The sequence below is a fragment of the Heliomarina baculiformis genome, assembly GCF_019966545.1.
GTDB lineage: Bacteria > Pseudomonadota > Alphaproteobacteria > Rhodobacterales > Rhodobacteraceae > Heliomarina > Heliomarina baculiformis.
Map to the genome: position 1 here is coordinate 239,054 of NZ_JAIMIC010000002.1, position 23,538 is coordinate 262,591.

24 protein-coding genes are annotated in these 23,538 nt (G+C 60.8%); 13 read left to right on the forward strand and 11 right to left on the reverse strand.

All coding sequences use genetic code 11. The annotated features are described in order from the left end of the window. The first annotated feature begins 37 nt into the window (after positions 1-37). A complete protein-coding gene (locus tag MF268_RS04775; RefSeq protein WP_238369763.1) occupies positions 38-1,081 on the forward strand; it encodes a dipeptidase in 1,044 nt (347 codons plus the stop codon). On the opposite strand, the gene MF268_RS04780 is transcribed toward MF268_RS04775, so the two are convergent. The 4 genes from MF268_RS04780 to secG form a co-directional block, all read right to left on the reverse strand. Beyond that, a complete protein-coding gene (locus tag MF268_RS04780; RefSeq protein ID WP_238369764.1) occupies positions 1,078-1,980 on the reverse strand; it encodes a nickel/cobalt transporter in 903 nt (300 codons plus the stop codon). The two genes, MF268_RS04775 and MF268_RS04780, sit on opposite strands and share 4 nt — an antisense overlap. After that, complete coding sequence (locus MF268_RS04785) at positions 1,965-2,615, reverse strand: DUF1007 family protein (protein ID WP_238369765.1); 651 nt, start codon at positions 2,613-2,615, stop codon at positions 1,965-1,967. The genes MF268_RS04780 and MF268_RS04785 overlap by 16 nt, the downstream gene beginning before the upstream one ends. 215 nt (positions 2,616-2,830) lie before the next feature. Further along, complete coding sequence (locus MF268_RS04790) at positions 2,831-4,474, reverse strand: CTP synthase (protein WP_238369766.1); 1,644 nt, start codon at positions 4,472-4,474, stop codon at positions 2,831-2,833. A 171-nt stretch (positions 4,475-4,645) separates the two neighbouring features. Continuing rightward, entirely contained in the window at positions 4,646-5,011 is a 366-nt protein-coding gene (gene secG / locus MF268_RS04795) for a preprotein translocase subunit SecG (RefSeq protein ID WP_238369767.1), read from the reverse strand. A 115-nt stretch (positions 5,012-5,126) separates the two neighbouring features. Between secG and nthA the strand changes: the two genes are divergently transcribed. The 5 genes from nthA (at position 5,127) to MF268_RS04820 (ending at position 8,478) form a co-directional block, all read left to right on the forward strand. After that, complete coding sequence (nthA, locus tag MF268_RS04800; protein ID WP_238369768.1) at positions 5,127-5,747, forward strand: nitrile hydratase subunit alpha; 621 nt, start codon at positions 5,127-5,129, stop codon at positions 5,745-5,747. Next, positions 5,744-6,418, forward strand: coding sequence for a nitrile hydratase subunit beta (gene nthB / locus MF268_RS04805; RefSeq protein ID WP_238369769.1), 675 nt, complete (start codon positions 5,744-5,746; stop codon positions 6,416-6,418). Before nthA ends, nthB begins: the two co-directional genes overlap by 4 nt. A 2-nt stretch (positions 6,419-6,420) precedes the next feature. Further along, a complete protein-coding gene (locus tag MF268_RS04810; RefSeq protein ID WP_238370203.1) occupies positions 6,421-6,756 on the forward strand; it encodes a nitrile hydratase accessory protein in 336 nt (111 codons plus the stop codon). A 99-nt stretch (positions 6,757-6,855) separates the two neighbouring features. Next, on the forward strand, positions 6,856-8,151 hold the full coding sequence (locus tag MF268_RS04815; RefSeq protein ID WP_238369770.1) for an adenylosuccinate synthase: 1,296 nt from the start codon (positions 6,856-6,858) through the stop codon (positions 8,149-8,151). Positions 8,152-8,256: 105 nt separating this feature from the next. Continuing rightward, positions 8,257-8,478, forward strand: a complete 222-nt coding sequence (locus tag MF268_RS04820) for a DUF2842 domain-containing protein (RefSeq protein ID WP_238369771.1) — start codon at positions 8,257-8,259, stop codon at positions 8,476-8,478. Positions 8,479-8,486: 8 nt separating this feature from the next. Here MF268_RS04820 and MF268_RS04825 read toward each other — a convergent pair whose 3' ends face one another. Next, the gene (locus MF268_RS04825) at positions 8,487-10,490 is read right to left on the reverse strand and encodes a prolipoprotein diacylglyceryl transferase (RefSeq protein ID WP_238369772.1); all 2,004 of its coding nucleotides are present in this window, start codon (positions 10,488-10,490) and stop codon (positions 8,487-8,489) included. 139 nt (positions 10,491-10,629) lie between these two features. Here MF268_RS04825 and MF268_RS04830 point away from each other — a divergent pair, with 139 nt between their 5' ends. Then, entirely contained in the window at positions 10,630-11,304 is a 675-nt protein-coding gene (locus MF268_RS04830; protein ID WP_238369773.1) for a thiamine diphosphokinase, read from the forward strand. On the opposite strand, the gene MF268_RS04835 is transcribed toward MF268_RS04830, so the two are convergent. The 3 genes from MF268_RS04835 to MF268_RS04845 form a co-directional block, all read right to left on the reverse strand. Next, positions 11,279-12,244, reverse strand: coding sequence for a DMT family transporter (locus tag MF268_RS04835; RefSeq protein ID WP_238369774.1), 966 nt, complete (start codon positions 12,242-12,244; stop codon positions 11,279-11,281). The genes MF268_RS04830 and MF268_RS04835 overlap by 26 nt on opposite strands. A 66-nt stretch (positions 12,245-12,310) precedes the next feature. Next, on the reverse strand, positions 12,311-13,684 hold the full coding sequence (locus MF268_RS04840; RefSeq protein WP_238369775.1) for an L-serine ammonia-lyase: 1,374 nt from the start codon (positions 13,682-13,684) through the stop codon (positions 12,311-12,313). After that, positions 13,685-14,392: a glutathione S-transferase family protein gene (locus tag MF268_RS04845; protein ID WP_238369776.1), complete on the reverse strand. Its 708-nt coding sequence runs from the start codon at positions 14,390-14,392 to the stop codon at positions 13,685-13,687. Between the two features lie 236 nt (positions 14,393-14,628). Here MF268_RS04845 and rpiA point away from each other — a divergent pair, with 236 nt between their 5' ends. The 5 genes from rpiA (at position 14,629) to MF268_RS04870 (ending at position 20,850) form a co-directional block, all read left to right on the forward strand. Continuing rightward, complete coding sequence (gene rpiA / locus MF268_RS04850) at positions 14,629-15,417, forward strand: ribose-5-phosphate isomerase RpiA (RefSeq protein WP_238369777.1); 789 nt, start codon at positions 14,629-14,631, stop codon at positions 15,415-15,417. Positions 15,418-15,441: 24 nt separating this feature from the next. Then, on the forward strand, positions 15,442-16,815 hold the full coding sequence (gene gor / locus MF268_RS04855; RefSeq protein WP_238370204.1) for a glutathione-disulfide reductase: 1,374 nt from the start codon (positions 15,442-15,444) through the stop codon (positions 16,813-16,815). Positions 16,816-16,885: 70 nt separating this feature from the next. Beyond that, entirely contained in the window at positions 16,886-18,055 is a 1,170-nt protein-coding gene (gene hflK / locus MF268_RS04860) for an FtsH protease activity modulator HflK (RefSeq protein WP_238369778.1), read from the forward strand. Further along, a complete protein-coding gene (hflC, locus tag MF268_RS04865) occupies positions 18,055-19,128 on the forward strand; it encodes a protease modulator HflC (RefSeq protein ID WP_238369779.1) in 1,074 nt (357 codons plus the stop codon). The genes hflK and hflC overlap by 1 nt, the downstream gene beginning before the upstream one ends. Positions 19,129-19,365: 237 nt before the next feature. Further along, the gene (locus MF268_RS04870) at positions 19,366-20,850 is read left to right on the forward strand and encodes a DegQ family serine endoprotease (protein ID WP_420485415.1); all 1,485 of its coding nucleotides are present in this window, start codon (positions 19,366-19,368) and stop codon (positions 20,848-20,850) included. A 456-nt stretch (positions 20,851-21,306) separates the two neighbouring features. On the opposite strand, the gene MF268_RS04875 is transcribed toward MF268_RS04870, so the two are convergent. The 3 genes from MF268_RS04875 to MF268_RS04885 form a co-directional block, all read right to left on the reverse strand. After that, a complete protein-coding gene (locus tag MF268_RS04875) occupies positions 21,307-21,981 on the reverse strand; it encodes a Crp/Fnr family transcriptional regulator (protein ID WP_238369780.1) in 675 nt (224 codons plus the stop codon). Positions 21,982-22,062: 81 nt separating this feature from the next. Continuing rightward, a complete protein-coding gene (locus MF268_RS04880) occupies positions 22,063-22,590 on the reverse strand; it encodes a peptidoglycan-binding domain-containing protein (RefSeq protein ID WP_238369781.1) in 528 nt (175 codons plus the stop codon). Positions 22,591-22,665: 75 nt separating this feature from the next. Continuing rightward, positions 22,666-23,046, reverse strand: coding sequence for an OB-fold nucleic acid binding domain-containing protein (locus MF268_RS04885; RefSeq protein WP_088633780.1), 381 nt, complete (start codon positions 23,044-23,046; stop codon positions 22,666-22,668). A gap of 128 nt (positions 23,047-23,174) precedes the next feature. Here MF268_RS04885 and MF268_RS04890 point away from each other — a divergent pair, with 128 nt between their 5' ends. Beyond that, positions 23,175-23,498, forward strand: a complete 324-nt coding sequence (locus MF268_RS04890) for a 2Fe-2S iron-sulfur cluster-binding protein (protein WP_238369782.1) — start codon at positions 23,175-23,177, stop codon at positions 23,496-23,498. Positions 23,499-23,538 lie beyond the last annotated feature (40 nt).

The following is a 23,538-nucleotide window of genomic DNA, read 5'->3' on the forward strand; positions in this document are numbered from 1 at the left end:
CATTGCGGCTGCGGAAAAATCTGTGCAACGTCCCGCCATGGCAACACATATTTTCGACGGTCACAACGATACGCTGACATTGCTGGCCGGGCTCAAGGTATCCGATCCCGTGGCACAATTCGTCAAGGGAACGCACGGACATATCGATGTTCCCAAGGCGCAGGAGGGCGGGTTCGCAGGTGGGTTCTTTGCCATCTGGGTACGCTCTCCCGGGCCGGGCGGTTTCTCGCTCAACGACCTCAAGCCGCCTTACGATGTGCCGCTGCCAAAGATGGTCGACCAGGCCGAGGCGTGGGAAATCGTCGAGCGGTCGGCGAATATTCTTCAGGCGCTCGACAAGGCCGGCGCGGTCCGGATCTGCCGCACGGTGGACGAGATCGAAGCCGCAAGGGCAGACGGTGTGATCGCCGCGATCATGCATGTCGAGGGCGCCGAAGCGATTGGCCCGGAATTGAGCGAACTGGACCGTCTTTACGATATGGGGCTGCGGTCGCTGGGTCCCGTCTGGTCGCGAGAGACCATTTTCGGTCATGGCGTGCCGTTCCGCTACCCGTCCGACGGGGATATTGGTGTCGGCCTGACCGAGGCGGGCAAGGCGCTTGTCGCGCGCAGCAACGAGCTGAAGATACTGATCGACCTCAGCCATCTGAATGCGGCCGGTATTGCCGATGTTGCGAAGATTTCCGATGCGCCACTGGTCGCGACCCATTCCAACGCATGGGCGGTCAGCCCCCATGCCCGCAACCTGACTGATCCTCAACTACAGCTAATTGCAGACAGTGGTGGGGTGGTCGGGTTGAATTTCGAATGCAGCTTTATGCGTCCCGATGGTGTGCCGAATGTGGATACCCCCCGCGCGGATGCCATGGCGCAGCTCGACTATTTGCTCGACAAACTGGGCGAGGACGGGGTCACGCTTGGGTCTGATTACGATGGCTGCAAGCCGCCGCAATGGCTGAACCGGGCGGACAAGCTGCCGAACCTTGTCCGGGCGATGGAGCAGCATGGCTATGCACCGGAGCGGATCGAAAAAATCTGCTGGGGCAACTGGATGCGGGTACTGCGCGAGACGTGGGGTTAGGCCAGCGCGGTCAGCAACAGCCCGCCCGCCAGCACTGTGATCGTTAGACCCGCTGTGATTTCCAGAACCGGAACCACCCTTGTCATCAGGGGCGAGCCGGAAAGCGCCGAGACAAAGCTGCCGCGCAGCCCGGTCGCGGCGCAGGCGACCGCGATGGTTACACTGGCCGTTCCCAGCCCCATCGCAAGCGTCGCGGCAATGCCTGCAAGTGCGATGCCCATCTGCCAGGTGATCAACAGGACAAAGATCGCGCCCGAGCAGGGGCGAATGGCAATGCTGGCGATCACGGCAAGCGTTTCGCGCAGCGACCCGGTGTTTTCGATTTCTTCGAGCGTCGGCCCGTGCCGGTGCGAGCAGCTTTCGTCGTGCTCGTGATGATGGTGGTGATGCGCATGGTCATGCGTTACCCGGGGCGGCATGATCCGGCGGCAGCCGCGTATTATCAGCCAGGTGCCGACCAGCGCGATGGCGGCGTAGCTCAACGGGGCCATCATACCTTCCGCAACGCCTACAAGATGCTCACGTGTCAAATGAAAGGCCCAGACACCGGCATAGACGATCGCGATTGCAGTGGCCGATTGCCCAAGGCTCGCGACAAGGCTGATCGCGACCAGCCGAAACATGGGCACCTTTCGCCCCAGCCCATAGCCGCCGATCAGCACCTTGCCATGGCCCGGCCCGATGGCATGGACGAAACCGTAAGCAAAACAGAGCGCCAGCAGCGCGGTCAGTGCACCGACTTCGCGGGCGCGCAGGCTGCGCAGTGACTGGGCGATGCCGTTCTGGAAATGGCGTTGCTCAGTCGCGGCCCAGCTGGCCAGATCGGCAAACCCGCCGCTCAGCCAGAACCATGCGAGCGCGACGACGATTAGAACCGGAAGGATCAGGAGCTTGGGCATTGCACCTGCACCTCGGTTGCAAAGGCCGCGCCGGGATCCGACAATCCGACGTCCTCCGGGTTCGCATTCGGATCGAGCGTGGAAAGCTGCTGCTGGAGATCCGCCAGATCGTCGCCAATCTGCGGCAGAACATTCTCAATCATGCAGGCGTTCCAGCCGGTCACGGTCACCGGAAGGGTGACGTCGTAAGCGGTGTAATAGGTCGGGTCATAGGGTTTCAGCGACAGCTTGCCACCAACGGCCTGCGGATGTCCTTCGACTTCGCGCAGGTGGGTCGTAATGATCCGCCCGGCCTTGAACTCGGCCGTGGCTTCGCTCGGACCGGAAAGGGCAAGCGACTCGCCGTTCAGCCCGGCAACGAGATCGCCGTTGAACCCTTCGATCCAGTTCATGTCGAAGCCAGTCAGTTGCTCCAGTTCTTTGTCGGTGAGAGCACCGTCATAGTCCTGATCCAGCCCCATGTCCGATGTGATCAGCAGCGAATAGTAATCGTCATAGGCCCATGTGGTCCGGATATGGGTCAACCTGCCGGTTTCATCAAGGATCACCTCGAAGCCGGTATCCACGAAAATATGCGGATGCGCGGCAAGATGCGCAGGGACCGTCAGCAAAAGGACAAGCAGGGAGCGAAACATGTGTGTTTGCTAGGATATACTGCCGCGTCAGGCAATCGCTCAACGTGGCCGGATCGGCGATTTGCAGCCAATCCGGGGGATTACCGGGAAGGCGCCTTCCAGATACGCCTGTATTGGTATTCCCGTCAGCCAAGATCCGGCGAGTTTGGTGCAAGCGTATTTCGTCAGTTAACGATTTGCGTCTTCTGTCTTGCCGGGACTGCAAACCGTTCAGATCAGACCAAACGCGATGTTTCCTTGGCGGCCCGGATGAAGTCATCGAACAGCGGGTGGGGCGCGAAGGGTTTCGATTTCAGTTCGGGGTGGAACTGGACGCCGATGAACCACGGGTGGTCGGTCCATTCCACGATCTCGGGCAGACGACCGTCGGGGGACATCCCCGAGAACTTGAGCCCGACCTCTTCCAGTTTCTCGCGATACTTCATATCCACCTCGTAGCGGTGGCGATGGCGTTCTTCGATATGGCAGGTGCCGTAGATCTGCGCGACTTTCGAGCCTTCGGCCAGCGTCGCGTCGTAGGAGCCAAGACGCATGGTGCCGCCCTTGTCGTCATCGACCTTGCGGGCGACAGTGTGATTGCCCTGAATCCATTCTTTCAGGTGGTAAACGACGGGTTCGAAACGCTTCTTGCCCGCTTCGTGGTCGAATTCCTCGCTGCCGGCTGTCTTGAGGCCCGCCACGTTGCGCGCCGCTTCGATTACCGCCATCTGCATGCCCAGACAGATGCCAAGATAGGGCACCTTATGAGTCCGGGCGAATTCAGCCGCCTTTATCTTGCCCTCGGTGCCGCGTTCACCGAACCCGCCGGGAACGAGGATCGCGTGGAATCCTTCGAGATGCGGGGCCGGGTCCTCGGTATCGAAGATTTCGGAATCCACCCATTCGACCTTGACCTTGACCCGGTTCGACATGCCGCCGTGGGTGAGAGCCTCGGCAATCGACTTATAGGCATCCTCAAGCTGGATGTATTTGCCGACGATGGCGACCTTGACTTCACCCTCGGGGTTATAGATCCGGTCTGCCACGTCTTCCCACGTGTCCAGGTTCGGCTTGGGCGCCGGGGTGATCTGGAACGCATCCAGTACAGCCTGATCCAGACCTTCTTTGTGATAGGCGAGCGGCGCTTCGTAGATCGATTTCAGATCCTGCGCAGCGATCACCGAATCGGGACGCACATTGCAGAACAAAGCCAGCTTTTCGCGTTCCTTGACCGGGATCGGACCCTCGGAGCGGCAGACGAGGATGTCGGGCGCGAGACCGATGGAGCGCAATTCTTTGACCGAGTGTTGGGTTGGCTTGGTTTTCAGCTCGCCGCTGGCCTTGATATAGGGCAGCAGGGTCAGGTGCATGAAAATGCACTGCCCGCGCGGTTTGTCCTGTGCGAACTGACGGATCGCTTCGAAAAAGGGCAGGCCCTCGATGTCGCCGACCGTGCCGCCGATTTCGCAGAGCATGAAATCGACCTCATCTTCTCCGATGGAAATGAAGTCCTTAATTTCATTTGTGACATGTGGAATCACCTGGATCGTTTTTCCGAGGTAATCGCCGCGCCGTTCCTTTTCGAGCACCGTGGAATAGATGCGCCCGGAACTGACCGAGTCAGTCGAACGCGCCGCGACCCCGGTAAAGCGTTCGTAATGGCCAAGGTCGAGATCGGTTTCAGCGCCATCGTCGGTGACGAAGACTTCGCCATGTTCAAACGGGCTCATCGTGCCAGGATCGACGTTGAGATAGGGATCGAGCTTGCGCAGCCGGACGGAAAAACCGCGCGCCTGCAAAAGCGCCCCAAGTGCCGCCGATGCGAGCCCTTTGCCAAGGGAAGAGACCACGCCGCCAGTAATAAAAATGAATCGCGCCATAGGTTTCGCAGGCCCCCGTGAGTACCGAATTTTCGAGTGTATGCGGTTCGCAAAAACCACGTCATCACGGGAGTCCACCTATAGAGGATTCGCGCGACAAGGGCAATAGAACCGCAATATGATGTTGCGTTAGTTAAACGTCAGCCAAGGTATTGTGGCAGTTATGCCAGATCAGTCCGCACGCGGCACAAGCGGTGCGTCATCCCCTTCGGCGGGCGGCAAAAGATCTTCTGCATTGGGTATTTGCGCCGGTGCGCTTTCGCCTTCTGCCGGAGCTTCGGTGCCGAGACGGTCGAGAACCGAAACGCCCGAGGCCTTTTCTGCCGCCAGGATCGTCAGCGTGAGCGAAGTGCAGATGAATGCCGCTGCCAAAAGCCAAGTAAGCTTGCCAAGGGCGGTTGCCGCAGCCCGGCCGCTCATCGCGCCACCACCGCCGCCGCCCATGCCGAGGCCACCGCCTTCGGAACGTTGCAGCAGGACGATACCGATCAGCCCGAAGGCGAGGATCAGATGGATGATGAGAACGACGTTTTCCATAAGGGCTGTTTGGTCTCCGGCCTGTGACGGGGGGTATCTATGCAAGATCGCGCGCCGGGGCAAGGGATGAGTTTGCGGCTGGACAAAAGCAATGTCTCCCCGGCAAGATCGACACATGCCACATGATCATTCCGACCACGAACATGCCCACGCCCTGCTGCCCTCGGACCCGGCGCTGAGGGTCAAGGCGCTTGAGACGATTCTGACCCGCAAGGGGCTGGTTGATCCGGCCGCGCTGGATGAGGTCATCGATACCTACGAAAACCGGGTCGGCCCCAAGAACGGGGCCGATGTCGTTGCCCGCGCCTGGAGCGATGAAGGCTTCCGCGCGGCGCTTGCGGTGGATGCGACCGAGGTCATGCGCGAGCTGGGCTATTATGGCCGACAGGGTGAGCACATTGTGTGCACAGAGTGTACACCATCCGTACATCACATGGTCGTCTGTACGCTTTGCAGCTGTTACCCGTGGTCTCTGCTTGGAATTCCGCCCGGATGGTACAAATCCGATGCCTACCGCTCCCGTGCGGTGCGCGAGCCCCGCAAGGTGCTGGCCGAGTTCGGCGTGGCGCTGCCGCCGGAAACCTCGGTGCGGGTCTGGGATTCGACCGCCGAGATCCGATATCTCGTCATTCCGCTGCGCCCGGCCGGAACAGAGGGCATGTCTGTCGAGGAGCTCGCCAAGCTGGTCACGCGCGACAGTATGATCGGCACCGGGCTGGCGCGGGTGCCGGAATGAGCCGCGTTCACGACATGGGCGGGCGGTTCGGTGACGGACCGGTGATCCCCGAGCCGGAAGACGCCCCCGTCTTTCACAAGGACTGGCATGCCCGCGCTCTGGCGGTGACGCTGGCCGCAGGCGCGCTGGGCAAGTGGAACATCGACACGTCGCGTCATGCGCGGGAATGTGTCGGCAACACTGATTATGCCCGGTTCAGCTATTACGAGAAATGGATTGCGGCGCTGACCGACCTGCTGGTTGCGACGGATCTTGTCAGCCGGGATGACTTGCGCGCGTCCAATCCGGACCAACAGCCCCTGTCCGACAAGGCGATGACTGCCGACAAGGTGGCCGCCGTGCTTGGCAAAGGCGGTCCGGCGGATCGTGACAGCGATATCCCCGCTCGTTTCGTGGCGGGAGATACGGTTTTGACCCGTCGCCCGGCTGATAACCGGCTCGTCGATGGGGGACACACCCGGCTGCCCGCTTATGCGGCTGGGGCGCGGGGCCGGGTTTTGATGCTCCACGGCAGCCATGTGTTGCCCGACAGCAATGCGCACGGCCTTGGCGAAGCGCCCGAACCGCTTTACGCGGTGGTCTTTCCCGCCGCCGAACTTTGGGCGGCGCCGGAACATCCCGGTGACGAGGTGGTGCTGGACCTCTGGCAGTCCTATCTGGAACCGGCGTGACGATGCCGGACATCCCCGAACCGGCCTTTGCCGAACCGTGGCACGCGCAGCTTTTCGCGCTCACCGTGCATCTCAACGAATCCGGGCGGTTCGCTTGGCCCGACTGGGCCGAAAGGTTCGGTGCCACCCTTGCCGCCCATGGGTTGGCGCGGGATCTCGACGGGGGCAACGATTATTTCATGGCCTGGCTGGAAACGCTCGAAAAGCTTCTGGCAGAGCAGGGATCGGCACTGCCGGAGGAGGCGGGGTCGGTCCGCGCGGCCTGGGAGCGGGCCTATCTGTCCACGCCGCATGGTGAACCCGTTCGCCTGTCCGAGTCCGACGAACAGGCGATCTGAAAGCGCTGTTTCCTGCCGTAGAGCGCAATTTCCGGTTTCGCCGGGGCTGTGGCATCGCTATACGGGCGCGGGTTTGAACCAATTATCAAAGGACTGGTTATGGCCAATGTTGTCGTTGTCGGCGCCCAGTGGGGTGACGAGGGAAAAGGCAAGATCGTTGACTGGCTGAGCGAGCGCGCCGATGTGATCGCGCGTTTTCAGGGCGGGCATAACGCCGGCCATACGCTTGTCATCGATGGCAAGGTCTACAAGCTGAATGCGCTGCCTTCGGGTGTGGTGCGTGGCGGCAAGCTTTCGGTCATCGGTAATGGTGTCGTGCTTGACCCGTGGCATCTGGTCAAGGAAATCGCGTCGATCCGCGAGCAGGGCGTGGAGATCACGCCTGAAACGCTGATGATCGCCGAGAATACGCCGCTGATCCTGCCGATCCACGGAGAACTTGACCGGGCGCGCGAAGAAGCCGCCTCCAAAGGCACCAAGATCGGCACCACCGGGCGTGGCATCGGGCCAGCCTATGAGGACAAGGTCGGACGCCGGTCGATCCGGGTTGCGGACCTCGCCGATGAGGCGACGCTGATTGCGCGGGTCGACCGTGCCCTGCAGCATCACGATCCGCTGCGCCGTGGTCTGGGGATCGATCCGATTGATCGCGAGGGGCTGATCGAGCAGTTGAAGGAAATCGCGGGCGAGTTGCTGCCCTATGCCGCGCCGGTCTGGAAAGTGCTGAGCGAAAAGCGCAAGGCAGGCAAGCGCATCCTGTTTGAAGGGGCGCAGGGCGCCTTGCTGGATATCGATTTCGGCACCTATCCTTTCGTGACGTCTTCGAACGTGATCGCCGGGCAGGCGGCAACCGGCACCGGAATCGGTCCGGGCGGCATCGATTACGTGCTGGGGATTGTGAAAGCCTATACGACCCGCGTCGGCGAAGGCCCGTTCCCGAGCGAGTTGCATGACGAGGACGGTCAGCGCCTTGGCGAAAGGGGTCGTGAATTCGGCACCGTTACCGGGCGCAAGCGGCGGTGTGGCTGGTTCGATGCGGCCCTGCTGCGTCAGACCTGTGCGACCTCTGGCGTCAATGGTATCGCCCTGACCAAGCTGGACGTGCTCGACGGGTTCGATAAGCTGAAGATCTGCGTCGGCTACGATCTGGACGGACAGCGGCTGGATTACCTTCCGATGGCTGCCGAACAGCAGGCGCGCTGCACGCCGGTTTACGAAGAAATGCCGGGCTGGTCGGAATCGACCGAAGGGGCGCGCAGCTGGGCTGATCTGCCTGCCGAGGCGATCAAATACGTGCGCCGGGTCGAGGAACTGATCGAGTGCCCCGTCGCGCTCCTGTCGACCTCGCCGGAGCGGGAAGATACCATCCTTGTGACCGACCCCTTCGCGGATTGATCTGATCGTGCAGGGAAAACCGCGTTTTCCGGTGGAAAACGCGGTGCCTCCGGCGGGAGTATTTTCCGCAAGAGGAAAACAGATGCATTGCAGAAGGAGGGGCTGATGGCCTTGTCATACAAAGCGCGGCGGCGTTGGGCCCTTGTCATCTTGCTGATCGGCCTGCCGCTTTACATCATTCTGGCGGTCAACATTCTGAACCGGATCGAGCGGCCCTCGATTTTTGTTGAACTGCTTGTCTATGTCGCGCTGGGCGTGATCTGGGCGCTGCCGTTCAAATTTGTGTTCAAGGGCGTCGGGCAGGCAGATCCGGATCAGCGCGACTGACGTTCTTGTCAGCCGGCGGCGCGCTTGGCCGGGCGAAAGCCGATATCGACCGAGGCGGTGAAACGTCCACCGCCATTTTTGCAGATCTTGCCTTCGCGCAGCAGCAAACCGAAGGAACGGAGTCCGTCTTCGCGGTTGAACTCGATGGAGGGCAGCTGGCGGACCTTGTTCATCAGCTGGGGCCGGGAGAATTCCTCGCGCCCTTCGACAAATGAAAGGTAGGCCGCCGCCGCTTCGAGAAGCTGGGGCAGATCCTTGGCGCCCATCTGCTTGGCATAGCTGGCAAAGGCCTCGGACTGGCTGTCGGCAGACGTATCGAGCAATTCCGTCGTGATCCGGCGGGGGCGGACCGGGAGGCGCGAATTCTCGGACTGTTCGATATCGATACGCTGTTCGGCGACCAGCTTGAGCGGGGCGGCGCGTTTTTCGCTTGCGGGCCGTTCCGGACGCTGGGAGCGGTTGTTGTCCCGGCGGCGGGGGCGCACCACGCTGGCAAGATCCTGACGGTAGGCGTCATCGCCCTTGTCGTCGTTGAGATCGTGTCCGGCAGACCGTTCTGCCTGTGCCGCTGCTACGGCGGCGCGCAGGCGGCTGTAGGTGTTCCGGCTGGTGGAATACTCCGGCGCGTCCATTTTTTCTTCGGCGGCAGCCATCAGGCGGGAAACGTCGTTATCCAATCCTTGCGTGGCCGTTTCTGTCTCTTCCATTTCGACATAATCGCTTTTGTGCGTCGCGGTGGGCTCTTCGGGTGTTTCCGGCTCTTCGGTCTCACCGATCAGATCGTCCTGAAGCGCGGCGAGTTCGCGCATAAGGTCGGCTTCGTCCTCGGCGGAGAGATCGCTTTCGGTGCCGGTCATCTTCGTCGCCGGAGAATAGCGTTCCATATCCGGTTCGTCGTCGCTGTCGTTTTCCTGCGACATGGCTTCGGCCGCTGCATCGCGACCGGCAAGAGCCGCTGCGATTTCCGCACGCTTGAGCTCTACACGACGGGCATTTTCACGCGAGATGGCGGCGTTTTCTTCGTCGTCAGCGGAGGAGAGCGGCGTTTCGTCGACTGTGGCTTCTCCGGAGGTCTCGGCGGCGTCCGGTTCTGCTTCGTCGGATTCCATCTCTTCGACCAGTGCGACTTCTTCTTCGTCGGGCTCGGCGAAATAAGAGCTCAGGTCGAGATCGGGTTCCTCGTTCTCGTCTTCCGATACGATTTCAGGTTCTGCGTCTTCTTCTGTGTCAGCCAGAGGTTCCCGGGATTTCTGTTCGGCAAGGGCGGCGAGAATACGGCCATCGTCTGCGGCACTGTCTTCTTCGTAATCCTCGTCATATTCGGTCAGACGACGCTCGGCATCGCCATCGGCGGTGATGGTTTCCTCAGTCTCGCCCTCGGCGTCGATCCGGTCGAAGATGGCGGCAAGTTCCGTATCGGGCGCGTCGCTTGAGGTCGCGACTTCCTCGTAAATCGCATCCTCACCGGACGCGGATTCGACTTTGTCGGCAGCTGCCTCGGTTTCTGCCTTCTCGGCCTCTTGTTCCGCCTCGTTACGGGAGACCACGGCGCGGATGCGTTTCAGCTTGGCTGCGATACTGTCGGGGCCGGTGCTGGCGCTGGCGACACTGGTCGATTCGGGGAAGGCTGCAAACGCGCCTTGTTGTGCCGAAACGGGCGAATTTTGCGTCGGCTGAACCATGTCTTCGGCGGTCTTGTCTGCCTTGGCAACGGGCGCTTCTGGTGACGACGGAAAGGGCGCGTTCTGATGCGAAGTGGCGCGGAGAATGACACCGGTGCCCGCCTCGTCGGCACGGGCTTCGATTTGCCGACTGCGGTCGCGCTGGGCGATCTGGGTCAGCATTTCTGCGTCAAGCTTGGGAGGTTCGGCTCCGAAGTAACGGTCATCCGCTGCAAGCGTACGGAAATATTCTGCGATTTCCTTCATCATGTCGAAGGAATCGTCGAATCCTTCGAGCGTGCAGGAAAAAGTCCCGTAAGAAACAGTCAGAATCTTGTTGTTATTAACCATCAGATGCTCGTCCTCTGCATTTGAATGCAATGTCTTATACAATGTCGACAGCGTCAAAACCGGCCCGAATCTGTGCAAATGAAAGTATCATTTCGTGGCGAGATTGTGATCAGTTAACGAAAATGCCATTTAATTTTCCATGAACGATAAACTTTTTTGCACCGGTGCGCCGGTAACGCTTGTCGGTGGCGGGGCCATCGACCCCGGCGATCTGGACCTTGCCCTGTCTCGCGCGCCAGCGCTCGTGGCGGCGGATTCGGGGGCGGCCCCGGTGCTTGCTGCTGGCCATGTGCCAGACGCGGTGTTCGGCGATTTCGACTCCATTTCGACGGACGCGCTGTCGCGCATTCCAGAAGATAGGCTGTTTCGGATCGCAGAACAGGATACCACGGATTTTCACAAGGCGCTGAGCCGGATTTCAGCGCCAATGGTTCTGGCGGTCGGGTTTCTGGGTGACCGTGTGGATCATCAGCTAGCTGTACTTAACGTGCTGGTTCAATTGACAGAAAAGGCCTGCGTATTGATCGGGCGGCACGAGGTGATCTTTCACCTTCCCGCGCATTTCGAGGTGCAACTTCAACCGGGTGACGTGGTTTCGCTGTTCCCGATGGGGGCGGTGAGCGGGCGTTCGACGGGGCTCGAATGGCCGATTGACGGGCTGGCTTTTACTCCGGCCGGGCAGATCGGGACATCCAATCGCGCGCTGGGGCCGGTTACCCTTGAAATGGACGGGCCGGGCATGGTGGGGATTTTGCCGCTTGCCCGCCTTGATGAGGTGATTGTTTCGCTCAGATCTCGGGCGGATGTGGTTTGACGGCGACCTCGACGGCCGAGACCTTCCCGCGCTTTGCCGCTGCGCCACTGCGCGCCATGCGGCCTTCGCGCAGGATGATATAGAGCCCGGCCACGATGGTGACGCATATGCCAGCGGCGGCCAGATTATCGGGAAGGTCCTTGAACATCAGCCAGCCAAACAGCGTCGCGATGGGAATTTCGAGGTACTGCATGGGGGCGAGCGTGGCCGACGGGGCAAAGCGCAGGGACCATGTCATCAGCAGGTGCGCACAAGTGCCGATTATACCGATGCTGAGCAAAAGCGACCATTCATATGAGCTTAACGGGATCAGCGTGACGACCTCGTGCCAGCCAAGCCGGGTGCCGTAGAGTTCGATAGGCAGCAGGATCGCGCAGGCCATCACGCCGCTGACCGCTTGCAGGCCAATGGGGTCCGTTTCCTTGGCGATCTGTCGTGTCACCAGCATGAAGAGGGCAAAGTTCACCGCGACGAGCAGCGGCCAGAGGGCGGGCCAGCCGACTTCGGCAAAGCTTGGCTGGATCACCATTAGCGTGCCGCAAAATCCGACGACGCAGGCCAGCAGCCGGCGCACGCCAACTTCTTCGCCCAGCACGTATTTCCCTAGCAAAAGCATGATGAAGGGCATGACAAAGGCGATGGCCACTGCGTCGGCGAGTTCGAGATATTGCAGCGCGGTGAACATGGCGCCGATTCCGATGATATGCATAACCGTCCGCAAAAGCGTGAGGCGCAGCACCCGTCCCGACATCCGCCAGATCCGCCTTGTGGCCAGCACAAGTGGAATCAGAACAACCGCCTGAACGGCAAAGCGGATCAGGATCATCTGCCCCAGCGGGACTGACTGACCGATCAGCTTTGCCAGCGCATCGCCCATCGGGGCGAAGACGCAGAAACCGAGCATGAGAAGAATGCCCAATACGGGACGGTCTTGTGACATTTCTCAACCGTATGAGCGTGCCGTGGTTCTGGCAACACAGCTCGTGCGTGTTCCGTTACGGCAATGTCAGCAGTTCGGCACGTTTACAGCAAGGCCGCCCAGCGAGGTTTCCTTGTATTTCTCGCTCATGTCCGCGCCGGTCTGGCGCATGGTTTCGATACAGGCGTCGAGCGGGACCAGATGTGTTCCGTCACCGCGCAACGCGAGGCTCGCGGCGCTGACTGCCTTGATCGCGCCAAGTCCGTTGCGCTCGATACAAGGGACCTGAACCAGACCGCGCACCGGGTCGCATGTCATGCCAAGGTGATGTTCAAGCGCTATTTCGGCAGCGTTTTCAATCTGTTCCGGGGTGCCGCCCATCACAGCGCAAAGACCGGCAGCAGCCATTGCCGAGGCCGAGCCGACCTCGGCCTGGCAACCGGCCTCGGCCCCCGAGATCGAGGCGTTATACTTGACCAGCCCGCCAATCGCGGCGGCGGTCAGAAGAAAATCCTCCACATGGGCCGAAGAGGCGCCGGGCACATGGTCGAGGTAGTAGCGCAGAGTGGCGGGCATCACACCGGCGGCGCCATTGGTGGGCGCTGTCACGACTTGCCCCCCGGCGGCGTTTTCCTCGTTCACCGCCATAGCATAGGCGCTCATCCAGTCGTTGATCGTGTGCGGCGGCGTGAGGTTAAGTCCGCGTTCTGCCTGAAGCGCGTCGTGGATCGCCTTGGCCCGGCGTTTGACCTGAAGCCCGCCGGGCAGGGTGCCATCGCTGGTGAGGCCCCGTTCGATGCAGTCGTTCATCACTTGCCAGATCCGCGCGGTACCGCGCGTCAGATCGCCGGGCGCGCGGCGCGACAGTTCGTTGGCGCGTTTCATCGCGGCGATGGATTTGCCCGACTCTCGGGCCATGTCGAGCATCTCGGCTGCGGATTTGAACGGAAACGGCACTGGCGGGCCATCGTCCTTAGCCTTGCCTTCGGCGAGTTCCGCCTCGGTCAGGACGAAACCGCCGCCGACGGAGTAGTAGATTTCGCTGAGGATCACGTCGCCCTGCGCATCTGTGGCCATCAGGCTCATGCCATTGGCGTGGCCGGGCAGGGCGCGGTCATAGTCGAAAATCAGGTCGGTTTTCGGATCGAACTTGAGCGTGCCAAGCCCTTCGGGCGAAATGGTTTTGGTTTCGTGAATCTCGGCAAGCGCTTTTTCGGCGGCGTCGGCATCATAGGTCTCTGGCTGGAACCCGGCGAGACCTAGGATGGTCGCCCGGTCGGTGGCATGGCCGACACCGGTAAAGGCAAGCGAGCCATGCAGCGAGCCGCGCACCCCGGCCACGTCGAAGGGCGCGTCGCGGAGTTTATCGAGAAAGCGGGCGGCGGCGACCATCGGCCCCATCGTGTGTGATGAAGAGGGGCCGATGCCGACCTTGAACATGTCGAAAACTGAGAGAAACATCTAGGTGGCCGATCCTTCGGGCGGAGAGCAATAGGTGGGGGCGGTGAACGGTGTCGGGCCGAGACCTTCGGCCTGCTGAGCGGCTTTCACGGCCTCTCGGGTTTCGAGCGCGGCGAGCAGGGCCGCCAGATGCGGTGTATCCGACAGTGCGAACCAACTGCGATCGTCGTCCTGCGGGTAGAGCACCATCCAGCGCAGCAGGCATGCGATATAATAGCAAAGCACCGAGGGATGACTGCCATCCAACCAGACAGGAGTGGCGGCCGCAAGTTCTTCGAGTATCGCAAGGTGGTTCCGGATCCGGCTGCGCTGGGTCAGTTGCAGGGCGGTCTGCATGTCGGGCGCGTCTCCGACATATTGCATCGGGTAGAAAGTGGTGCGCAGGTCAGTATGCAGGGTATTCGAGACAAAGAACAACCACGCGAGGAACTGTGCGCGTTCGGGTGTGCCGATGGCCGGGGCGCCGCAACCAGTGTTGTCGGCCAGCCAGAGCAGGATCGCGCCGGTCTCAAATATCACCCCGTCCGGCGTTTCCAGCGCTGGGATCAGGCCATGCGGGTTGAGCATTCGATAGGTGGGCGATGACTGTGCCTTTGCCGAGCGGTCCACAAGGACGGTCCGGTGGTCGATCCCCAGTTCGAGCATGGCCAGCCGCACGATCAGCGAGGCATTGTCCGGGGCATAGTGAAGACGAATTTCTGGATCCATATCCGCGCAATATCCTATCGGCAGACCGGGACAAGCAACAGATGCGACATCCTTTGGATAAAACCGGTCACGAGGTGAGCGGTGACAACCTTGTGTCGCAGGTTGCGCGGAATGAAGGCTGTTTCACAAGGATGTCAGCAGAACCAATGAATTGACGCCGGTGCAGGTGAATTCGGCCCTCGCCCCTTGCGTGTAAACCCCCTATAACGCCGCGAAACCATACGGGAGTCGAAGCCATGAGCGGACAGTTGTCCCCGATAGACAAGGCCAAGTTCGTTGCGGCAAAGCGTGCCGCTGATTTTGTCGAAGACGGGATGCGCGTCGGGCTTGGGACCGGCAGTACCGCCGCGTGGCTAGTGCGCTGCCTTGGCGAAATGGTCCGTGACGAGGGGCTCAAGATCAAGGCAGTGCCGACATCCACGCGCACCGCGGCGCTGGCCCGCGAAGTCGGGATCGACGTGATCAGCCTTGATGAGGCCAAGTGGCTTGATCTGACCATCGACGGCGCGGACGAATTCGACGGAGAGCTGAACCTGATCAAAGGCGGCGGCGGCGCGCTCTTGCAGGAAAAGATCGTGGCCACGGCCAGCGACCAGATGATCGTAATCGCCGACATCGGCAAAGAGGTCGAAACACTGGGCGCGTTCCCGCTTCCCATCGAGGTGATCCCCTTTGGCTGGCGTACCACGCAGTCGCTTGTCGAGGAACTTCTGATCTCGATGGATGTGCTGGGGCAGAACTCGACTCTGCGGATGAATGGCGAAACGCCTTTCGTCACGGATGAGGGTAATCACATCGTCGATCTGCACCTCAAACGAATTGGTGATGCGCGCCAGCTTGCATTGGTGCTGAACCAAGTGCCGGGTGTGGTTGAAAACGGGCTTTTCATAGATATCTGTGACATAGCTGTCGTCGGCTTTGGCGACGGCCGGGTAGAGTTGCGCGATATCCACAAGGGGACGATAGAGCACGACCGAATGGATTTTGTCGAAACCGACAATCTGTTCACCGATTTGACGGACTGATTGGACTACTGAGGGACTGACACGCTGATGAGCTTTGACTATGACCTGTTTGTAATTGGCGGCGGTTCGGGGGGCGTGCGCGCAGCCCGCGTTGCAGCCGGAGAAGCGAACGCAAAGGTCGCGCTGGCCGAGGAAGACCGTTACGGCGGCACCTGTGTGATCCGGGGCTGCGTGCCCAAGAAGCTGATGGTCTATGCGTCAAGCTATGCCGATATGCCGGAAATCGCCGCGCATTACGGCTGGGAGATCAACAAAGGCGCGTTCAACTGGGAAAGCTTTCGTGGCCACCTGAACTCCGAACTCGACCGGCTTGAAGGCGTCTATCGCAAGCTGCTGAAGAATTCGGGTGTGGATTCGTTCGACCAGCGGGCGCGGATCAAAGATGCGCATACGGTCGAACTCGACAACGGCGACACCTACACGGCCAAGCATATTCTTGTCGCTACAGGCGGACGCCCGGTACGCCCCGAGTTGGAAAATGCCGAGCTGGGCATTGTATCGGACGATATCTTTCATCTGGAAACCCTGCCGAAATCCATGCTGATCGTCGGCGGCGGCTATATCGCCTGCGAATTCGCTTGTATCCTGCATGGTCTGGGTGTCGAGGTGACACAGTACTATCGCGGCGAACAGATTCTGCGTGGTTTCGACGACGAAGCCCGCGAACTGATCGCCAGCTCCATGAAAGAACGCGGCATCGACCTGCAAGTCGAAACCGATATTTCCGCGCTGGCGCCCGCGGGCGACGACCGCGATGGCCCGGTCCGTGTGACCCGCAAGGACGGCGAGGAGGTCGAGTTCGACATGGTCTTCTTTGCCACCGGTCGGCGTCCGAATACGGTTTCGATGGGTCTGGAAGAGGTCGGCGTCAAGCTGGGTCGTTCGAGCGAGATCGAAGTGGACGAATACAGCCAGACGGCGGTGCCGTCTATCTATGCCATCGGCGACGTCACCGACCGCGTCAACCTGACCCCGGTCGCAATCCGTGAAGGCATGGCCTTTGTCGAAACGGTCTTCAAGGGCAACCCGACACCGGTGGATCACGCGCTGATCCCCTCGGCGGTCTTCACCCAGCCCGAGCTGGGTACGGTTGGACTGACCGAAGGCGAAGCTGCGAAACTTGGCGCGATCGATGTCTACGCGACCTCGTTCCGGCCGATGCAGACAGCTTTTGCGGACAAGCCTGAAAAGGTACTGATGAAGCTGATCGTTTCGCAGGAATCGCGCAAGATCCTGGGTTGTCATATCGTCGCGCCGGACGCGGGTGAGTTGATTCAGATGGCAGGTATTGCCATCAAGATGGGCGCAACCAAAGAAGATTTTGACCGGACCGTGGCGGTTCACCCGACCATGTCCGAAGAGATCGTAACCATGCGGAGCCCGACGCGCTCGGGTTGAACGGCGCGCAGGCGCTTGGACATTCAAGGAATTATGCCGCAAGATGGCGGCCTGGAGGGAAAAACAACATATGGCGGGCAATAGCGGCGGCCCCTGGGGGGGCGGAGGCTCTTCCGGCGGCGGAGGAAACCGGGGCAATAACGAAGGCGGAGAGCGCAACAACGGCGGCGGACGCCGTCCCGAAGGTGGCCAGATCCCCGAGATCGAAGACCTTGTCAAAAAGGGTCAGGAACAACTGCGCGTCCTGATGGGCGGTCGCGGTGGCGGCAACGGCCAGAACGGCGGCGGATCGCGTCGCGGCGGTGGTGGCCCGATGCTGACCCGCGGGACCATCGGTCTGGGTATTCTGGGCGCTGTGGTGCTCTGGGGTATGGCGAGCCTTTACACGGTCAAGCCCGAAGAACAGTCGGTCGAGCTGTTCCTTGGCGACTTCTCTGAAGTCGGGCAGCCGGGTCTGAACTTTGCGCCCTGGCCGCTGGTCACCTACGAGGTCATCCCGGTCACGCGGGAACAGACCGAGGATATCGGTACAGGCCAGCGCGGCAGCGAAGCCGGGCTCATGCTGACCGGCGACGAAAACGTGGTGGACATCGATTTCCAGGTGGTCTGGAATATCTCCGATCCGGCCAAGTACCTGTTCAATCTGCGTGATCCGCGCCCGACGATCCGGGCAGTGTCGGAATCCGCGATGCGTGAAATCATCGCGCAGTCGCAGCTTGCGCCGATCCTCAACCGTGACCGTGGTATCATCGCCGACCAGTTGCTGGACCTGATTCAGTCGACGCTGGACGCCTATGACAGCGGTGTAAACATCATTCGCGTGAACTTTGACCGTGCCGATCCGCCTGAAAGCGTGATCGATGCCTTCCGCGACGTGCAGGCGGCCGAGCAGGAACGCAGCCGGTCGCGCAACATCGCTGACGCCTATGCTAACCAGGTTCTCGCCGAAGCGCGTGGTCAGGCCGCACAGCTTATCGAAGAGGCCGAAGGCTATCGCGCCCGCGTGGTGAACGAAGCCACCGGTGAAGCGAGCCGTTTCAGCGCGGTTCTCGAAGAATACGAAAAGGCCCCCGAAGTGACGCGTAAACGTCTGTATCTTGAAACGATGGAGCAGGTTCTGGGGGATATCGACAAGATCATCCTCGACGAAAACGGCAACGGATCGTCGCAGGGCATCGTGCCCTATCTGCCCCTGAACGAGCTTAACCGTAACCGCTCTACGTCGGGAGGGTCGAACTGATGCGTAAATCAACCATTCTCCTGCCGGTGATCTTCGTACTGGTTGTCGGCCTGCTGTCCTCGGTCTTTATCGTGGACGAACGTGAAAAGGCGCTGGTGCTGCAATTTGGTCGGGTTGTCTCGGTCAAGGAAGAGCCGGGTCTGGCTTTCAAGATCCCGCTCATTCAGGAAGTCGTGCGGTACGATGACCGTATCCTGTCGCGCGACATCGACCCGCTTGAAATCACGCCGCTGGATGACCGTCGTCTCGTCGTCGATGCTTTTGCGCGGTACCGGATTTCCGACGTGAACCGGTTCCGTCAGGCGGTTGGTGCGGGCGGTATTACCGCTGCCGAAAGCCGGCTCGATTCGATCCTGCGCGCCGAGACCCGAGAAGTGCTGGGTTCGGTCAGTTCGAGCGACATCCTGAGTTCGGACCGGGCGGCGCTTATGCTGCGCATCCGTAACAACGCGATCACTGCGGCGCGGGCGCTGGGCGTCGACATCATCGATGTGCGTCTGAAATCGACCGATCTCCCGTCGCAGAACCTCGCGGCAACGTTTGACCGGATGCGGGCAGAACGTGAACGCGAAGCGACGGACGAACGCGCCCGTGGTAACGAAGCCGCGCAACGGATCCGGGCGCAGGCCGACCGGACCGTGGTCGAGCTGGTCTCGGAAGCGCAGCGTGAAGCCGAGATCGTACGCGGTGAAGCTGATGCGCTTCGCAACGGCATTTTCGCCGATGCCTTTGGCAGAGACCCGGAGTTCTTTGAATTCTACCGCTCGTTGACGGCGTACAGCCGGGCGCTGAAGGGCGAGAATTCGAGCATGGTGCTTTCGCCGGATTCCGAGTTCTTCAACTATCTCGGGTCCGCCGAGGGGGCCGGGCGCGGCGCGCTATCGTCGCAGGAAAGCCGGGTGAGCCGTAGGGAAAGCGACGCCGAGGCCGCCGCGTCGGAGACAGCGACGGACGACGGAACTGCCGAGGACACTGCTGCGGAAAGCGAGCCGCAGACAGAGGAAGAGTCCGGGCGGCCCGCTGACGCGGCCGGTGTCTCTCCCCAGAATGAAACGAGTACCGTTTCCGAATAAAAAGGACGCGCCGCTTTTGCGGCGCGTTTGCTTTTGGGAGGGCATTGCAAGCGGGCGGATCGTCACCAAAGACGGAATAACGATGAAACAGAACAACGAAGTGTTCGTAATTTTCACATAGCGTTGATCCGGCGGAACACCCTTTGCCAGCCCTTTCAAAGGAACTACAATAAAAGCCAAGTCACCTGAGCCGCCGCGAGGCGAGTGTTACAGGAACAGTCGACAAGGAGAGTCCCATTGCAGTCACAGGCAGTTACCCGCGCCGGGATACAGGATCAGAGGGACGAGACCAGATCGCGCCTTCTGTGGTTGAGCGCGTTGGCCTTCGTTTTCCTCTTTGCGCAGGCCATGATGGCATTTGCCAAACCCGAAAGCCTTGCACCACTTGCTGAGAAAATCAGCCCATCGGTCGTGAACATCACCACGTCGACGGTTGTCGAAGGCCGCACCGGGCCGCAGGGGATCGTCCCCGAGGGGTCGCCTTTTGAGGATTTCTTCCGCGATTTCCGTGAGCGCAATAACGAAGGTGATCGCCCGCGTCCGCGCCGTTCTTCGGCTCTTGGATCCGGTTTTGTTATCTCCGCCGACGGTTTCGTGGTGACGAACAACCACGTGATCGACGGGGCGGATGAAATCCTGATCGAATTTTTTTCGGGCGATGAACTTCCCGCCGAGGTGATCGGGACCGATCCGAACACGGATATCGCGCTGCTCAAGGTCACCTCTGAAACGCCGCTGCCCTTTGTCAGCTTTGGCGACAGCGACACCGCTCGCGTCGGGGATTGGGTCATGGCCATGGGCAACCCGCTTGGTCAGGGCTTTTCGGTGTCGGCCGGGATCGTTTCGGCCAGAAACAGGGCGCTCAGCGGGACGTATGACGATTACATTCAGACCGACGCTGCCATTAACCGCGGCAACTCTGGCGGTCCGCTGTTCAACATGGACGGTGAGGTGATCGGTGTGAACACCGCGATCCTGTCCCCCAACGGCGGCTCCATCGGTATCGGGTTCTCCATGGCGTCGAACGTGGTGATGCGGGTGGTCGAGCAACTGCAGGAATACGGCGAAACGCGCCGTGGCTGGCTTGGCGTTCGTATTCAGGACGTGACCGAGGATGTCGCCGAGGCGATGGGTCTTGAGACCGCCGCCGGGGCGTTGATAACCGACGTCCCCGACGGACCTGCCAAGAGCGCCGGGCTGCTGTCGGGGGATGTGATCACCGGTTTCGACGGCGTCGATGTTGCTGATACGCGCGCGCTCGTGCGTCAGGTCGGCAATACCACGGTTGGCAAGACCGTAGATGTGGTCGTGAACCGTGAGGGCGAGACCAAGACACTGGCGGTAACCCTTGGCCGTCGCGAGGATGCGGAACGTGCCGAAGCGCCGAGTGACGAAGGCGAGGCGGCACCGGACGTCGTTGAGAAGGACATTCTGGGTCTGACGCTGGGCGTGCTCACCCCGGAGAAACGCGAGGAGCTGAACATCCCGGATGATGTCGAAGGTCTGGTTGTTTCCGCCGTGGACGAAACCTCGGAAGCCTTTGAGAAAGGTCTGCGTCTGGGTGATGTGATCACCGAAGCGGGGCAGCAGAAGGTCGCCAGCCTTGCCCAGCTTGAAGAACGAATCGACGAGGCTAGGGATGCAGGGCGCAAGTCACTGCTCTTGCTGGTGCGCCGCGCCGGTGAGCCACGCTTTGTGGCGCTGTCGCTCGAAGAGGGATGATCTGACCCGATCCCTCTAGATGAAAAACAGGCCATGTGCGTTGAGCACATGGCCTTTTTCTTTTTGAAATAAGGTACTCACACTAAGAAAATGACTTGTTAACCCGTCCGGAGGCTCCGGCGCGACCTGCGCAATAGCGGGCCTACTGGTTAAAAACTATTAAATTTTAACTTGTTACGAGCTTGTAAAGTTGGCTCTGACCGTCTTGGCGGAACTTGGGGACGGGACGTCGCCAAGACGGACAGAGGCTGTTGAACCGGAACCATGCTGTGTCGAGCATTGGTTCGGGGAGAGCAGATGCTGCATGGCCGGTTCCTTTCTCCGAGGTCTGATACTGGGGTTGGACTGCGCGACCTCGTAGCAACAATATGCCCAGAGTTGCGCAACACGTATGTGACGCAGTTCACGTTGGAGAATTAATTTCGATGAAATTCTTGCGCGGGGCCTATGCCCCGATCAGAACTGGTCCGGGTCCGCGAGGGCTTGCAGCGCGTTTCGGTCCACGACCGAGAGCTTTCCGCGGGCAGAGGTCACCACCCCCATCCGTTTCCACGAGGACAGGGTCTTGGACACGGCTTCGCGGGTGGCACCGACGAATTCTGCCAGTTCCGCTTGGCTGAGCGCAAGTGTGGCCGATCCGGTGTCGGGCCGGTCGGTGAGGTATAAGATCTTGCGGGCCAGCCGGGAGGGCATCGGCAGAAAGACCTGCTCGTTCAGCTGGCGGTCCATCCAGCGCATGCGTTGACCGGCAAGCTGGATGAGGTCGATGGCCAGCTCGGGCTCTTTCCGGATACGTTCCAATACATCGTCATAGCGGATGCGGCGCAGGATCGATGGTTCCGAGGCGGTCACCGTCGCCGTCCGTTCACCGGGATCGAACAGCGCGATCTCTCCGAAAAGGGCGCCATTGCGCAGCACGTTGAGCGCCAGTTTGCGCCCATCCATCGACAACACGCTGATTTCAAGCGCGCCGCTCACCAGCGCATATAATTCGCGGGCCTCGTCACCCTGTTCGAAAAGTACGTCGCCGGGGGCAAGCCTGATTTCGGTGGCAAGGTCATCGAGCATGTCGATGAGGGCATCGGAGGCTTCGGAAAGAAACCCTGTCTTGGTTAACGTGCTGATGCTCATGCCTGCGCCTTTTGTTTGCGCTCGCAGATTAGCAAAGCGATGCCAAGTCACAAGGATTTTGCCTGGATGAAAGGACGAAGTTCAGCCGGTGTTGTCATTTTCCTCGGCGATCAGGCCAAGGTGCCGCGCTGTGGCGAGGGAAAGCGTCCCTGAATCAAGCCCCTGCGGCGCCTGATAACGGCGGATCGCGTCTCGGGTGCGCTGGTCCATCTGGCCGTTGACGGGGCCGTGGAAAAGGTTGCGCGCGTTTAGGGCGCGCTGAACCGAAGAGATGAACTCGGTACTCATCTGATCGGGGCAGGGGGTCTCGAACCAGTCTTCGCGGCGCTGCTTCACGATTTCCTGCAGGGTTTCAGTCCGGTAGGTGGCGGGGCTGAGCACGGTCCCATCGGCGGCGAGCTTGGCAGGCTGATCCAGAACCTGGTGGGTGACGGTTTCGATAACCGCCGGTGAGACCAGCTTGCCCCAGCAACTGCCCGGCGGGGCGCCCGGCGGCGCGGTCTGGCTTTGCCGCGCGACAAAGCCGGGGTCAGCGCCCTGACCGGCCCCGTCGCAGGCCGCCAGCGCCAGCAGGGCCAGCGGGGCAAGAAGAGTTAGGTAAGAGGTCATGCTCTGGCTTCTCTGGGGCCTCTGTCGGGCGTTCGCGACAGGTTAGCGCAAATCGAGGCCTTCGCAAAGCGGTGCTCAGCGTTCGAGCAGCATGTCGAGCATCGAGGATATATCCTCGATCTCTTCGGCGATGACATGCACGACCTCATGGGCGCGCTGAATCCGTCCGGTGACGCGCAGCATCCGGCCCGCGATGACCGCGCGGCGAAATTTCTCGTACATCTTGCGCCAGACGATCACGTTCACCACGCCGGTCTCATCCTCGAGCGTCAGGAAGATCACGCCCTTGGCGGTGCCGGGGCGCTGGCGCAGGATCACCAGCCCGGCCACGGCGATCCGCGCATTCTGGGGCGGTTCGTGGAGGCGGTCTGCCGTAAGGCACGAGGGCGGGCGCGGCCATTGGTATGGCGACGTGACGGGGGTGAGAAAGCCGGGGGCGGGGGAATAGACACGCATGAGAACAAAAATAGAACATACGTCGATTTTGTCCAGATACAGTGCGAGTTTCCCATGAAATTTGGGGTGGCGCGGCCCATATCGCTTGGCTAGACAGTCATGAAAGAGCATATCAAGGAGCCAAGCGCATGGCGAAGATTACCTATATCGAGCACAACGGCAAAGAGCATGTGGTTGACGTGGCTAACGGCCTCACCGTCATGGAAGGTGCACGCGACAATAACATCCCCGGTATCGAGGCCGATTGCGGCGGTGCCTGCGCCTGTTCGACCTGCCACGTCTATGTCGATCCGGCATGGGTCGAAAAGCTGCCGGCCAAGGAAGACATGGAAGAAGACATGCTCGACTTTGCTTATGAACCCGATCCCGCGCGCTCGCGCCTGACCTGCCAGCTTCGCGTCAGCGACGCGCTGGACGGCCTTGTCGTGCAGATGCCCGAAAAACAGATCTGACAGGCCGCAACCTGCGGTCCGCAAAGAAAAAGCCCCGGCG